Source organism: Pseudomonas sp., assembly GCF_049300855.1.
Lineage (GTDB): Bacteria > Pseudomonadota > Gammaproteobacteria > Pseudomonadales > Pseudomonadaceae > Aquipseudomonas.
On record NZ_JBAQKH010000029.1, the window covers coordinates 179,720 to 192,165 of the forward strand.

The following is a 12,446-nucleotide window of genomic DNA, read 5'->3' on the forward strand; positions in this document are numbered from 1 at the left end:
ATGAGCGCAGTTTATCAGCCTGAACGGGTTATTATCTGGCCGTCGGGCGTTGCTTTGACAATTTTGAACAGATATTCGCGATTGGATGCGGGTTAAATGCAGAAGACCCCGGAGAAAAACGGCATTTGTGCTGTCGGACGGTCTTTAACGGAGGTTTTGTATGAAGTGGGGTGTGGTGTGTCTGCCGTTGGTTTTGGCTTTGGGTGGTTGCGCGAGTGTTTCTGAAATCAATGAAACGCTGCCGACCATGAGCGTGATCTCTGGCAAGAAACCCCATGAATATGCGCAGTGCCTCGCCGATAAACTGGCTGACAGCCGTGGCGCGCTGCAAGTCCAGCCGCACAAGGATGGGGTGCGAGTGATCGTTCCGGGGAAGCTGTCCTCGGGGCCGGCTGCCGTGTTTGATATCGAGGATCGCTCCGGCGGCAGCAGCATCAAGCTGCATGAGCGCATGTCGAATGTGCCTGTACGCCCGCGCGATGTTCGCGACGCTGCCAATGCGTGTATTTCCGGCTGATAGACTATGAGTCATCAGCATCGATGCCGTCACAGTCATGCTGTGACGGCATTTTTATTTCTGGAGTCGCGATGAAGCGAGAGCAAGTACGTGAGCGCCACGTAGAGGGCCTGATCTCTGCCACCCATGTGATTCAGAACCCGGCGAATCCGGGGGAGTGGATCGTGTTTTTCAAGAAAAGCGCAGGACGCAGCTATTTCCTCGTCGACGATAACGATGAGGTCGAGTCGTTCAATCGACTCGACGATCTGATCGAAGTGGTGCGCGGCCTCGGCATCAAATTTGCCGAAATTCATATGTAAGGTCTATTTGCAGACCACAACGACGCTGCGGTTCTTGTAGTTGCCGACATCGACGCCCAGGGTTTTGTCGCTTTCTTTGGGCTGCGGCGTACCGTCCGTGCCGACGATGCGATAACCGGTGCCAGCGCACGATGCATCGGCTTTTTCGTAGCACGTGGCCCAGGAATTGGCTTCGCCGGAGCAGTCGATGCTCAAACCCTGCTCACCGTTGTTCAAGTAAGTGGGCTGAGAGGTGGCGCAGCCGCTCAAGGCCAATACCGCAATCAGGGCGAGCAATTTGTTCGTGTTCATAGTGGTGGTCTTCAGCGAGGGAGGGGACTAGACGCTGTGACAGCGCCGCGATGAAAAGGTTATAGCGATTGGCCACTTGATTGCACCTGGCCACAAAAAAGCCCTGCACACTGGCAGGGCTTGGGGCGTGTCGCCGCTGATCAGTCCTGATCTTTGCCGCGACGCTTCGCCGATGCCGGAGTGTCGGTGAACACTGCCGCTACATCGGTCGCCATTTGCTCGCTGTCGAAAGGCCCGGCAATGTGCTCACCATTGGTGGTGGTCAGCGTCCACTTGCCGTCTTTCTTGTCGATCACATACCCGTTGACGATTTTTACCGCGGCCATCTATCTGTCTCGTTCGCTGGTTCAAAGGCGCCATGATACCGGCAAATGCTCGCATTGGGGGGCGATGAGCGTATGGTGATTCAGTTTATCGGCAGCTTTGAGCTACGCTGATCTGGCTGCGTCAGGATGTCGATGGAACTATCGGCGAGAATATTTCTCTATGTTGGCATCGGTTAGCCAGTGCGGGGCATTGTAAGGTGCACGCCGCCTGATTAGACTGCGCCGAAACTCGTACACACAGCCCTTTCAAGGACTTATATGATCAAGAAATGCTTGTTCCCAGCAGCCGGTTACGGTACTCGCTTCCTGCCAGCGACTAAAGCCATGCCTAAAGAAATGCTGCCGGTGGTAAACAAGCCACTGATCCAGTACGGCGTTGAAGAAGCTCTGGACGCTGGCCTGACGCAAATCTCCATCGTGACCGGTCGTGGCAAGCGTGCTCTGGAAGACCACTTCGACATCAGCTACGAGCTGGAAAACCAGATCAAAGGCACCGACAAAGAGAAATACCTGGTCGGTATCCGCAAACTGCTCGACGAGTGCTCGTTCTCCTACACCCGCCAGACCGAAATGAAAGGTCTGGGCCACGCGATCCTTACCGGTCGCCCGCTGATCGGTGACGAACCGTTCGCCGTGGTCCTGGCGGACGACCTGTGCGTCAACCTCGAAGGCGACGGCGTCCTGACCCAGATGGTCAAACTGTACAAGCAGTTCCGCTGCTCGATCATCGCCATCCAGGAAGTCGACCCGCAGGAAACCAGCAAATACGGCGTGATCGCCGGCGAGATGATCCGCGACGACATCTACCGCGTTCACAGCATGGTCGAGAAGCCAAAGCCGGAAGACGCGCCGTCGAACCTGGCGATCATTGGTCGTTACATCCTGACCCCGGACATCTTCGACCTGATCGAACAGACCGAGCCAGGCAAGGGCGGCGAGATCCAGATCACCGACGCCCTGATGAAACAAGCCCAGAATGGCTGCGTGATGGCCTACAAGTTCAAAGGCAAGCGTTTCGACTGCGGTGGCGCTGAAGGCTACATCGAAGCGACCAACTTCTGCTTCGAGAACTTCTACAAGACTGGCAAGGCTTATTAAGAGCGCTTGATTCGTCAGTAGTGACTTTGCACTGCGTCATTTGTGCAAAGGTCAAAAAAACGCCCCGACTCGTTCGGGGCGTTTTTTTTGCGCTGGAAAAAGTTCGCTTCAAGTGAAAAGGGACGAAAGTCGAAGGAGATTTCCGAGTTGTAATATGAAACAAATGAGTAATTGTCAGCGTGTTTGTTCGATGTTGAACTCATCGATCCTCGCCACGGATGTGCGCAGGTAATTCTTTCGCGACTACTCGTTCAGGTCTGCGGAATCAAGATTGCAGCATAAGGAATTTGCCAGTGCCGCTCACCCATGAGATTACGCAGATCCAAGCAAAATCCAGGCGTTGGTTTGGTTTGGGCGTGTTGATGTTGCCAGTGCTACTGGTAACCGTTGATAACACCGTACTGGGTTTCGCATTACCCAAAATCGCCGAAGCTTTGCGCCCAAGTGCCAGTCAGCAACTGTGGATGATCGACGCCTACTCGTTGGTGCTCGCCGGACTGCTGGTGTCCATGGGAAGTCTGGGAGATCGGGTCGGGCACCGCAAGTTGCTGCTTATCGGCTCGCTCGGATTTGCTCTGGTATCGGTGCTGACCGCTTATTCCGAGACGGCCTTGCAGTTGATTATCGGGCGTGCCTGCATGGGGATTTTCGGGGCGATGCTGATGCCTTCCACATTGGCATTGATACGTTCGGTGTTTGAGGATCGAGAGGAGCGCAGGCTGGCTGTCGCGATCTGGGCCACGACATTGACCGTCGGTTCGGCGCTGGGGCCTTTGGTGGGCGGAGTGTTGCTGCAGTTCTTTGATTGGGGCGCGATTTTTCTGTTGGCGGTACCCGTTCTGATTCCGCTGTTGGTGTTGGGTCCGCTATTGCTTCCTGAGTCGGAGCGTGATGCATCTGGGCCGTTGGATCCGATCAGCATTCTTCAGTCGATGGCCGCCTTGGGTGGCATAGTTTACGGCATCAAGCATGCCGCCAGTGAAGGTGTTGACGGGGTCGTACTGGGGGCGTTTCTGGTCGGCGTATTGGCAGGCTGGATGTTTGTCCGGCGCCAGTTACGTCTTCCTGTGCCGCTGATGGATATGACTCTGTTCCGCAACGGGACTTTCAGCGGGTCTGTTCTGATCAATTTGATGAGTCTTGCGTTCCTCGTTGGTTTTGTTTTCTTTACCACTCAGTTTTTGCAGATTGTCCTGCAGATGTCGCCTTTGAGTGCGAGCCTAGCGTTGGTGCCGGGCCAAATCATGGCGATTGTTGTTGGAATGGCGGTCGTCCCCGTCGCTCAGCGTATGCCTGTGCATGTGTTGATACCGATTCTGGTGGCCTTCGCCGCTGTGGCGTTTTTACTCGTGGCCAGCGTGGGAAGTAGTCTTGCGGTATTGGTTGCGGCGTTCGCGTTGCTGAATATCGGAGTAGGCGCGATCGCTACGGTTTCCAATGACGTGATTTTGTCGGCGGCGCCCCCAGCTAAGGCCGGTGCAGCTTCCGCTATCAGTGAAACAGCCTATGAGGTAGGCGTCGTCTTGGGGACGACCCTGCTTGGCGGCCTGGTTACGGCTCACTATCGTGCAGACTTGCAGCTTCCAGCGTTTTTGAACGATGCCCAGACGATGCTGGCAAGTGAAACGCTGGCTGGCGCCCATCATGTGGCGACGGGGTTGGCGGGGGATCAAGCACAACAGTTAATGCAGCGGGCGGGAAGTGCATTTGAAGGCGGAATTGCATTGGTATCATGGGTCGCTTTCGGTTTGGCATTCATAGCGGTTTTGATCGCCTGGCGTACGCTGCGGTTACCAAAGGCTCAGTCGGCAGAATGTCACTGATCAAAAGCTTGCTGCTCGAACCCTTGGCATTGGTCATCGGCATAACGGCAGAGGCTTGCTCAATGAGCATCTGCAGGTATGCTGATCCCCTGCCGAGGAGATAGAAATGGCCTACGATTTTGACCTTTATGTGATTGGTGCCGGTTCCGGAGGTGTGCGTGCTGCGCGTTTTGCGGCCGGGTTCGGCGCGAAAGTGGCGGTGGCGGAGAGCCGCTATCTGGGCGGGACCTGCGTCAACGTCGGCTGCGTGCCGAAAAAGCTGCTGGTGTACGGCGCGCATTTCGCCGAAGACTTCGAGCAGGCGTCCGGTTTTGGCTGGAGCCTGGGTGAGGCAAATTTCGATTGGGCGACGCTGATCGCCAACAAGGATCGCGAGATCAATCGCCTCAACGGCATTTACCGCAATCTGCTGGTCAACAGTGGCGTGACCTTGCATGAAGCGCACGCGAAGATCGTTGGTCCGCATGAAGTCGAAGTGAATGGTGAGCGCTTTACCGCGAAGAACATTCTGATCGCCACCGGTGGCTGGCCGCAGATTCCGGAGATTCCGGGGCACGAACACGCCATTGGTTCGAACGAGGCGTTTTTCCTCAAAGAGCTGCCAAAGCGTGTGCTGGTGGTTGGCGGCGGTTACATCGCGGTCGAGTTTGCCGGGATTTTCCATGGCCTCGGCGCGAACACTACGCTGCTGTATCGCGGCGATCTGTTCCTGCGCGGTTTCGACGGTTCGGTGCGCAAGCATTTGCAGGAAGAACTGACCAAGCGCGGTCTGGATCTGCAATTCAATGCCGACATCGCGCGTATCGACAAGCAGGCCGACGGCAGCTTGAAAGCCACGCTTAAAGATGGTCGTGAGCTGGAGGCGGATTGCATTTTCTACGCCACTGGCCGGCGCCCGATGCTCGACAATCTGGGCCTGGAAAACGCCGATGTGCAGCTCACCGACAAAGGCTTCATCAAAGTCGACGAACAGTACCAGACCAGCGAGCCATCGATTCTGGCGCTGGGCGATGTCATCGGTCGTGTGCAACTGACGCCGGTGGCATTGGCTGAAGGCATGGCGGTGGCGCGGCGTCTGTTCAAGCCTGAGCAATACCGTCCGGTGGATTACAAGATGATCCCGACAGCGGTATTCAGCCTGCCGAACATCGGCACGGTCGGTTTGACCGAAGAAGAAGCGCGCGAGGCTGGCCACGACGTGGTGATCTTCGAAAGCCGTTTCCGGCCGATGAAGCTGACCCTGACCGAGTGCCAGGAAAAGACGCTGATGAAACTGGTGGTCGACGGCAAGACTGACAAAGTCCTCGGCTGCCACATGGTTGGACCGGACGCGGGCGAGATCGTCCAGGGTCTGGCAATTGCGCTGAAGGCTGGCGCGACCAAGCGTGACTTCGACGACACGATCGGGGTTCATCCGACGGCCGCCGAAGAGTTTGTGACTATGCGTACGCCGGTCGGCGCTTAAGCGTCTTTCGGTTTGGCTGAGTCTGGCGCTGCCGCAACGGTAGCCGCCAGACGCTGGCTTTCTTCCAGGCTTGCCTGGGTTTTACTCAATTCCTTTTCCAATGACTGGTTGAGCAGTGTCTGCTCCTCGACGTTCTGTTTGAGTGTCTGGCTTTCCAGTGTGGCCACGCGCAAGCGTTCCTGGAGGAGGGTGCGCTCGCTGTCGACGCGGGTTGCTTGCTCGAGCAATTGATCCTGACGCTGATTGCTCTGCTTGAGCTGATCCTGCATCAGGTTCAATTCGCGCTGTGTGCCACGGTTCTCGGTAAGCAGGCGTTCGTTGTCACGGTGCAACTGGGTGATTTCGTCTTGGCGCACCATTGCGCTTTGCTGTGCCTGACGCAATTCGGCCTGAATCTGCTGCACTTGTGCTTCGTGACGGCTCTGTTCCTGTTCGCGCTGCTCTTTGCTGGCGTTGCGATAGTGCTCGAGCGCATCGCGAGCGTGCAGGTGTTTCTCTTCCAGCGAGCGGATCTGCTCGTCCTTGTCCTGCAAGCGCAACTCAAAATCGGCCAGCGCCTGATTGAGCCCGGCATTGCGGGTTTGTTCGGTTTGCAGCATCGAACGGGTGTTGCCCAGCGCTTCGGATTCGCGCGCCAGTGCCGCGCCTTGAATATCGTGCTCTTGCTCAAGCTTTTCCAGTGCCTGGCGCGTTTGTTTCAGCTCCGACTCCAGGGCTTCGCGCTGTTCCTCAAACTGCTCGCGAGCCAGTTCGATAGGCTCTTGCGCCTGTTCTTTGAGGCGTTGGGCGAGGCGCGAGACGAGGGCGGTCAGCTCGTCATCGATGGGTTCTGCCGAGGCTTCAACCGGCTGCGCGCCGTCGTCCAGCTCTTTCAGGTAGCGATGGATCGTGGTTTTCGAGCCGGTGTTACCCATTTCAATGCGTACTGCATCGATGCTCGGGTGTTCGCCACGGGCGAGGATCGCTGTGCGCGCGATCTGCACCAGTGCTTTGGTAATGCCGCCACGGGCCATGAGAACTCCTACGGTTACGTACTGTGGTACATGCCACTAAAGTACGCAGTGTACCATCTCAAAAATAAAGATAAACCGTTGATATTAAAGACGCGGGATATACTGGTATTACCCAGTGTCAGACGGCAAAATGCCGATCAGCACCCTTCAATCAGTACGCCAGCGAGAAGAACAGCCCATGAGCGATCTGGATCGCTATCTGCAAGCCGCCACCCGTGACAACACCCGCCGCAGCTATCGCGCGGCCATCGAGCATTTCGAAGTGAAGTGGGGCGGGTTCTTGCCGGCCACGTCCGACAGCGTCGCGCGGTATTTGGTGGCACACGCTGAAGAGCTGTCGATCAACACGTTGAAGCTGCGTCTGTCGGCGCTGGCGCAATGGCACAACAGCCAAGGCTTTGCCGATCCGACAAAGGCGCCAGTGGTGCGCAAAGTCTTCAAAGGGATTCGCGCGTTGCACCCGGCGCAGGAGAAACAGGCCGAGCCGTTGCAGTTGCAGGATTTGCAGCGCGTGATCGACTGGCTTGAGCATGAAGCGAAAACCGCGAGAGAGCAGCAGGATCGTCCGTCACTGCTCAAGGCTTACCGTGATCGCGCATTGATTCTGCTGGGATTCTGGCGCGGCTTCCGCAGCGATGAACTGTGCCGCCTGCAAATCGAACATGTGCAAGCGCACGCCGGCAGCGGCATCACCCTGTATCTGCCACGCAGCAAGGGCGACCGGGAAAACCTCGGCCAGACTTATCAAGCCCCGGCGCTGCTCAAACTCTGCCCGGTGCAGGCCTACATCGACTGGATCACCGAAGCAGCGCTGGTGCGTGGCCCGGTGTTCCGCAGCATCGACCGTTGGGGCAATCTGAACGAGGAGGGCTTGCACGCCAACAGCATCATTCCTCTGCTGCGCCAAGCCTTGCAGCGCGCTGGCATTGCCGCCGAAAACTACACCAGCCACTCTCTGCGCCGAGGCTTCGCCACGTGGGCCCATCAAAGCGGCTGGGATCTGAAATCGTTGATGAGTTACGTCGGCTGGAAGGATATGAAGTCCGCGATGCGCTATGTTGAAGCCAGCCCATTCCAGGGGATGGCTCGGATTACGGATAAGCCGGCTTCGTCGTAGATATCGTTTTCTTCTATTAATACAGTCAGCTAATAGCGAAAACAAATCAGCAGCATCAGGTTTGCCAATGAGCCATCCGTCAAGTGAGTGGGTAGGATTCACCCATCGAATTCACAACCCTGACGGAGAGTCATCAATGCCTATCATCAACAGCCAAGTAAAACCGTTCAAAGCTACCGCGTTCAAAAACGGCGACTTCGTTCAAGTCTCGGACGCTGACCTGAAAGGCAAGTGGTCGGTCGTGTTTTTCTACCCAGCCGACTTCACCTTCGTTTGCCCAACCGAACTGGAAGACCTGGCTGACAACTACGCTGCCTTCCAGAAACTCGGCGTAGAGATCTACAGCGTTTCCACCGACACCCACTTTGCTCACGCTGCCTGGCACAACACTTCGCCAGCCATCGGCAAAATCGAATACACCATGATCGGCGACCCGACCCACGCCATCTCCCGCAACTTCGACGTGCTGATCGAAGAAGTTGGCCTGGCTGACCGTGGCACCTTCGTGATCAACCCTGAAGGCCAGATCAAAATCGTTGAACTGAACGATGGCGGCGTTGGCCGTGACGCTTCCGAGCTGCTGCGCAAGATCAAGGCTGCTCAGTACGTTGCTGCTCACCCAGGCGAAGTTTGCCCAGCCAAGTGGAAAGAAGGCGAGGCCACTCTGGCACCGTCCCTGGACCTGGTCGGCAAGATCTAAGTCTGTGACACGCAACTCAGGGCGGTACGCCGCACCTTCTTAAGTACGCTGCACCGCCCAATAAAAATGCCCGGGCGAGATTCGCTCGGGCTTTTTTTCGCCTCAAATAAAGGAAATCGCCCGTATGTTGGACGCCAATCTTAAAGCCCAGTTGAAATCGTACCTGGAACGGGTCACCCAGCCGATCGAGATCGTTGCCTCCCTCGACGACGGTGCGAAATCCCGTGAGATGCTGGAACTGCTGAAAGACGTTGCCAGTCTTTCGAGCCAAATTACTCTGATCGACAGCGGTGACGACGCGCGCAAGCCATCGTTCTCGATCAACCGCCCGGGGGCTGACATCAGTCTGCGTTTCGCCGGTATCCCGATGGGCCACGAGTTCACTTCGCTGGTGCTGGCCTTGCTGCAAGTCGGCGGCCACCCATCTAAAGCCAGTGTTGAAGTGATCGAGCAGATCCGCGCGCTGAAAGGCCAGTTCAGCTTCGAGACCTACTTCTCGCTGTCTTGCCAGAACTGCCCGGACGTGGTCCAGGCGCTGAACCTGATGGCTGTGCTCAACCCGAACATCCGCCACGTTGCCATTGATGGTGCGTTGTTCCAGGACGAAGTCAACGATCGCAAGATCATGGCCGTGCCGAGCATCTACCTCAATGGTGAAAACTTCGGTCAGGGCCGCATGGGCCTGGAAGAGATACTCGCCAAACTCGACACCGGCGCCATCGAGCGTCAAGCCGAGAAAATCAGCGCCAAAGAAGCCTTTGACGTATTGGTCGTCGGCGGTGGCCCGGCCGGTGCTTCGGCAGCCATCTACGCTGCGCGCAAAGGCATCCGCACCGGTGTTGCAGCCGAACGCTTCGGCGGACAGGTGCTCGACACCATGGCCATCGAGAACTTCATTTCCGTACAGGAAACCGAAGGGCCGAAACTGGCCACGGCGCTGGAAGAACACGTCAAACAGTACGACGTCGACATCATGAACCTGCAACGCGCCGACAAACTGATCCCGGGCAAGAATGGCGAGCTGCACGAAGTCCGTTTCGCCAGCGGCGCGTCCCTGAAAGCCAAAAGCGTGATTCTGGCGACCGGTGCGCGCTGGCGCGAGATGAACGTGCCGGGCGAGCAGCAATACCGCAACAAAGGCGTGGCGTACTGCCCGCACTGCGACGGCCCACTGTTCAAAGGCAAGCGTGTGGCGGTGATCGGCGGCGGTAACTCCGGCGTTGAAGCGGCCATCGACCTGGCCGGTATCGTGTCGCATGTAACGCTGCTGGAGTTCGACGTGCAACTGCGTGCCGATGCCGTATTGCAACGCAAACTGCACAGCCTTAAGAACGTCACCGTGATCACCAGTGCGCAAACCACTGAAGTCACTGGTAATGGCGAGAAGGTCAACGGCCTGCGCTACAAGGATCGCAACACTGACGAACTGCGCACTGTCGAGCTGGAAGGCATCTTCGTGCAGATCGGTTTGCTGCCGAACACTGACTGGCTCAAGGGCACAATCGAGCTGTCGCCGCGTGGCGAGATTATTGTCGATAACCGCGGCGAGACTTCTATCCCGGGGATCTTTGCGGCCGGCGACGTGACCACTGTGCCGTACAAGCAGATCGTGATTGCGGTGGGCGAGGGCGCCAAGGCTTCGTTGAGTGCTTTTGATCACCTGATCCGCACTTCGGCCCCGGCGTAAGCGTTAAACCAGAAATGAAAAACCCGTGAGCGATCACGGGTTTTTTATTGCGCGTTAAAAGCGGCCCCTCACCCCAGCCCTCTCCCGAAGGAGAGGGAGCCGATCGAGGTGTCTGGCGTTTTCCATCGACCTGAAAGATCCAGTCGATTATGGATTCCGTGCCAATCGAAAGCGCCAGTCGATTATGGATTCAACGCCAATCGAGTGGCTTTTCAGCTTTTACAGCGGCGCTGGCTGAATGATCTCGACCCAGTAACCGTCCGGATCCTTGATAAACGCCAGGCTCTTCATGCGGCCATCAGTCAGGCGCTTCTGGAAGTCGCAGCCCAGTTCTTCAAAGCGTGCGCACGCGGCAACGATGTCCGGCACCGAAATGCAGATATGGCCAAACCCACGCGGGTCAGTGTTGCCGTTGTGATAGGCGAAGTCGGCATCGTTTTCGGTGCCGTGGTTATGGGTCAGTTCGAGAATGCCCGGAATCGATTTCATCCACTCGGTGCGGGCAGCGGCGTCGGCCGGAATCTGCGCTTTGTCGACCAGGGCGAGGAAGTACAGGCTGAATTCGGCTTCCGCGAAGTCACGCTTCTCGACCAGCGAGAAACCCAGCACGCGGGTGTAGAAGTCCAGGGACTTGGTGATGTCCTTCACACGCAGCATGGTGTGGTTGAAGACGAAGTTGCGGGTTGCGCTGTCTGGCGTGGCGGTGACGCCGGGAAAAGTGTTCAGTTCGTGCAGGCTCATGGGCCCTCCAATAACTATGGGCGAGTGAATGGGCGCAATGATACGCATGCCCGCCGGCATCGCCAAATGAAAGGGCAGGCTTGCCCTGCGCGCGGGCGGGGCTCAGACTTTGCCGTTCAATCTGCGAGTGTGTCCGGCAATGATCCGACTGTTGAAAAGGCTCTTTGGTTTTATTGGTTTTTCTCTGGTAGCCGTTTGCGTTTCAGCGAACGAGCCGAGTATTACGTGGCCGGCGGGCTGGGAGGTCGAGGTGCTCCCGGATACAGCGCCTCAGGTTTTTCGTCAGCGGGCGGTCAAAAACGATGCCGATGGCAATCAGGTTATGGTCATGGAGTTGACGATGACACAGGTGGAGGCGGGCCATCAGGTCAATTTACAGGGTGTGTTGCTGGAGATGCGCAAGTCGATTCAAAAGGACTTTTTCCAGGGCGGCTATCAAAGTGTCTGCAACAAGGTGCATCCCGCTGCGCTGGGGTCTTTGTCGGCACTGGAAACGACTTGCACGGTGACCGAAAACGGTCGGCATGTGTTGTCGCAAACGTTGGTTGCAGCAGTCGATGCGGATAATGCTTATGTTCTTTCGTATGCCGGTCAGGCTGAGGTTTATAAGGCGAGCGCAGACGAAATAGTGGCGGTACGAAATAGCCTGAAACTTTAATCTTCTGATCTATTTGAAGGATGGTTAGATACCCGAAGGGATTAAGCACAAAGTTTAAGCACGGCCCGGACGGCAACACCAAGCATCAAATTGTTTAGCGCCGTGGCTCACCAACGTTACAGGTGAAAACCTAACTTTTTGATGAAATTCATTTCATTTGTTAGATATTGTCAATAAAAAAGCCCCGCATGATGCAGGGCTTTGGTGTTGGCGTGGAATTAACCGCGCAACCAGGAATCAACGGTGGCTGCACCGTACTGTTCCTTCCAGGCTTTCAGGCCACGGTGGTTGCCGCCTTTGGTTTCAATCAGTTCCCCAGTGTGCGGGTTCTGGTAAACCTTGACCACGCGAGCGCGGCGGGTTTTAGGTGCTGCAGACACTTGCAGACCGGATTTGGCCGGGTTCGGATCGAGGATGGCGATGATTTCTTTCAGGCCTTTGCCGTAGTGTTTCATCAGCCCCTGGAGCTTTTCTTCGAATTCGATTTCTTTCTTGAGCCCGGCATCGTTCTTCAGCGATTCCAGCTGCTTGAGCTGTTCCTGAAGGGCCTTTTCAGCTGCACGAAATTCAGCGAGTCTGGACAATATCTTTACTCCAATAGTGTGTTTGGCTGATACCAACCGCAAACAAAGCTATAAGCCAAGAGCCTTGAAGCGACTCGGTGATAATGGCTCACCTGCCAATCTTGCAACAGGCATGAAAAATTGT

The 12,446-nt window shown here is 56.5% G+C and carries 14 protein-coding genes; 9 read left to right on the plus strand and 5 right to left on the minus strand.

Annotation, left to right across the window (positions count from 1 at the left end; genetic code table 11):
• Positions 1–160 precede the first annotated feature (160 nt).
• Together WA225_RS15990 and WA225_RS15995 are read left to right on the plus strand one after the other, a co-directional pair.
• Entirely contained in the window at positions 161–517 is a 357-nt protein-coding gene (locus WA225_RS15990) for a hypothetical protein (RefSeq protein WP_422608640.1), read from the plus strand.
• 71 nt (positions 518–588) lie between these two features.
• Complete coding sequence (locus tag WA225_RS15995; RefSeq protein ID WP_008082673.1) at positions 589–819, plus strand: hypothetical protein; 231 nt, start codon at positions 589–591, stop codon at positions 817–819.
• A gap of 3 nt (positions 820–822) precedes the next feature.
• Here the strand turns inward: WA225_RS15995 and WA225_RS16000 are convergent, their stop codons facing one another.
• Both WA225_RS16000 and WA225_RS16005 read right to left on the minus strand, forming a co-directional pair.
• Positions 823–1,110: a hypothetical protein gene (locus WA225_RS16000; RefSeq protein ID WP_422608641.1), complete on the minus strand. Its 288-nt coding sequence runs from the start codon at positions 1,108–1,110 to the stop codon at positions 823–825.
• Positions 1,111–1,250: 140 nt separating this feature from the next.
• A complete protein-coding gene (locus WA225_RS16005; protein WP_090283267.1) occupies positions 1,251–1,436 on the minus strand; it encodes a hypothetical protein in 186 nt (61 codons plus the stop codon).
• A 258-nt stretch (positions 1,437–1,694) separates the two neighbouring features.
• On the opposite strand from WA225_RS16005, the gene galU reads away from it, so the two are divergent.
• From galU to gorA, 3 genes are all read left to right on the plus strand, one after another.
• The gene (gene galU / locus WA225_RS16010) at positions 1,695–2,534 is read left to right on the plus strand and encodes a UTP--glucose-1-phosphate uridylyltransferase GalU (protein WP_129394025.1); all 840 of its coding nucleotides are present in this window, start codon (positions 1,695–1,697) and stop codon (positions 2,532–2,534) included.
• Between the two features lie 293 nt (positions 2,535–2,827).
• Complete coding sequence (locus WA225_RS16015; protein ID WP_422608642.1) at positions 2,828–4,357, plus strand: MFS transporter; 1,530 nt, start codon at positions 2,828–2,830, stop codon at positions 4,355–4,357.
• 106 nt (positions 4,358–4,463) lie between these two features.
• Positions 4,464–5,822, plus strand: coding sequence for a glutathione-disulfide reductase (gorA, locus tag WA225_RS16020; RefSeq protein ID WP_422608643.1), 1,359 nt, complete (start codon positions 4,464–4,466; stop codon positions 5,820–5,822).
• Here the strand turns inward: gorA and WA225_RS16025 are convergent.
• Positions 5,819–6,835, minus strand: coding sequence for a DNA-binding protein (locus WA225_RS16025; protein WP_422608644.1), 1,017 nt, complete (start codon positions 6,833–6,835; stop codon positions 5,819–5,821). The genes gorA and WA225_RS16025 overlap by 4 nt on opposite strands.
• 178 nt (positions 6,836–7,013) lie before the next feature.
• On the opposite strand from WA225_RS16025, the gene WA225_RS16030 reads away from it, so the two are divergent.
• The 3 genes from WA225_RS16030 (at position 7,014) to ahpF (ending at position 10,339) form a co-directional block, all read left to right on the plus strand.
• Positions 7,014–7,952 carry a site-specific integrase gene (locus WA225_RS16030; RefSeq protein ID WP_422608645.1) on the plus strand — a complete coding sequence of 313 codons (939 nt, stop codon included), beginning with the start codon at positions 7,014–7,016 and terminating at the stop codon, positions 7,950–7,952.
• Positions 7,953–8,088: 136 nt separating this feature from the next.
• Positions 8,089–8,652 carry an alkyl hydroperoxide reductase subunit C gene (gene ahpC / locus WA225_RS16035; protein WP_007912224.1) on the plus strand — a complete coding sequence of 188 codons (564 nt, stop codon included), beginning with the start codon at positions 8,089–8,091 and terminating at the stop codon, positions 8,650–8,652.
• 124 nt (positions 8,653–8,776) lie between these two features.
• Positions 8,777–10,339, plus strand: coding sequence for an alkyl hydroperoxide reductase subunit F (ahpF, locus tag WA225_RS16040; protein ID WP_422608646.1), 1,563 nt, complete (start codon positions 8,777–8,779; stop codon positions 10,337–10,339).
• Positions 10,340–10,558: 219 nt separating this feature from the next.
• Here the strand turns inward: ahpF and gloA are convergent, their stop codons facing one another.
• Complete coding sequence (gene gloA / locus WA225_RS16045; protein WP_422608647.1) at positions 10,559–11,080, minus strand: lactoylglutathione lyase; 522 nt, start codon at positions 11,078–11,080, stop codon at positions 10,559–10,561.
• 139 nt (positions 11,081–11,219) lie between these two features.
• On the opposite strand from gloA, the gene WA225_RS16050 reads away from it, so the two are divergent.
• Positions 11,220–11,738: a DUF4946 domain-containing protein gene (locus tag WA225_RS16050; RefSeq protein ID WP_422608648.1), complete on the plus strand. Its 519-nt coding sequence runs from the start codon at positions 11,220–11,222 to the stop codon at positions 11,736–11,738.
• Positions 11,739–11,956: 218 nt separating this feature from the next.
• Here WA225_RS16050 and WA225_RS16055 read toward each other — a convergent pair whose 3' ends face one another.
• Positions 11,957–12,322, minus strand: a complete 366-nt coding sequence (locus tag WA225_RS16055) for a histone-like nucleoid-structuring protein, MvaT/MvaU family (RefSeq protein WP_422608649.1) — start codon at positions 12,320–12,322, stop codon at positions 11,957–11,959.
• Positions 12,323–12,446 lie beyond the last annotated feature (124 nt).

What these genes read in the sequence shown, in the direction of transcription:
- WA225_RS15990 (WP_422608640.1), top strand. Translation starts at nt 161, where the DNA reads ATGAAGTGGGGTGTGGTGTGTCTGCCGTTGGTTTTGGCTTTGGGTGGT.
- WA225_RS15995 (WP_008082673.1), top strand. Translation starts at nt 589, where the DNA reads ATGAAGCGAGAGCAAGTACGTGAGCGCCACGTAGAGGGCCTGATCTCT.
- WA225_RS16000 (WP_422608641.1), bottom strand. Translation starts at nt 1,110, where the DNA reads ATGAACACGAACAAATTGCTCGCCCTGATTGCGGTATTGGCCTTGAGC.
- WA225_RS16005 (WP_090283267.1), bottom strand. Translation starts at nt 1,436, where the DNA reads ATGGCCGCGGTAAAAATCGTCAACGGGTATGTGATCGACAAGAAAGAC.
- galU (WP_129394025.1), top strand. Translation starts at nt 1,695, where the DNA reads ATGATCAAGAAATGCTTGTTCCCAGCAGCCGGTTACGGTACTCGCTTC.
- gorA (WP_422608643.1), top strand. Translation starts at nt 4,464, where the DNA reads ATGGCCTACGATTTTGACCTTTATGTGATTGGTGCCGGTTCCGGAGGT.
- WA225_RS16025 (WP_422608644.1), bottom strand. Translation starts at nt 6,835, where the DNA reads ATGGCCCGTGGCGGCATTACCAAAGCACTGGTGCAGATCGCGCGCACA.
- WA225_RS16030 (WP_422608645.1), top strand. Translation starts at nt 7,014, where the DNA reads ATGAGCGATCTGGATCGCTATCTGCAAGCCGCCACCCGTGACAACACC.
- ahpC (WP_007912224.1), top strand. Translation starts at nt 8,089, where the DNA reads ATGCCTATCATCAACAGCCAAGTAAAACCGTTCAAAGCTACCGCGTTC.
- ahpF (WP_422608646.1), top strand. Translation starts at nt 8,777, where the DNA reads ATGTTGGACGCCAATCTTAAAGCCCAGTTGAAATCGTACCTGGAACGG.
- gloA (WP_422608647.1), bottom strand. Translation starts at nt 11,080, where the DNA reads ATGAGCCTGCACGAACTGAACACTTTTCCCGGCGTCACCGCCACGCCA.
- WA225_RS16050 (WP_422608648.1), top strand. Translation starts at nt 11,220, where the DNA reads ATGATCCGACTGTTGAAAAGGCTCTTTGGTTTTATTGGTTTTTCTCTG.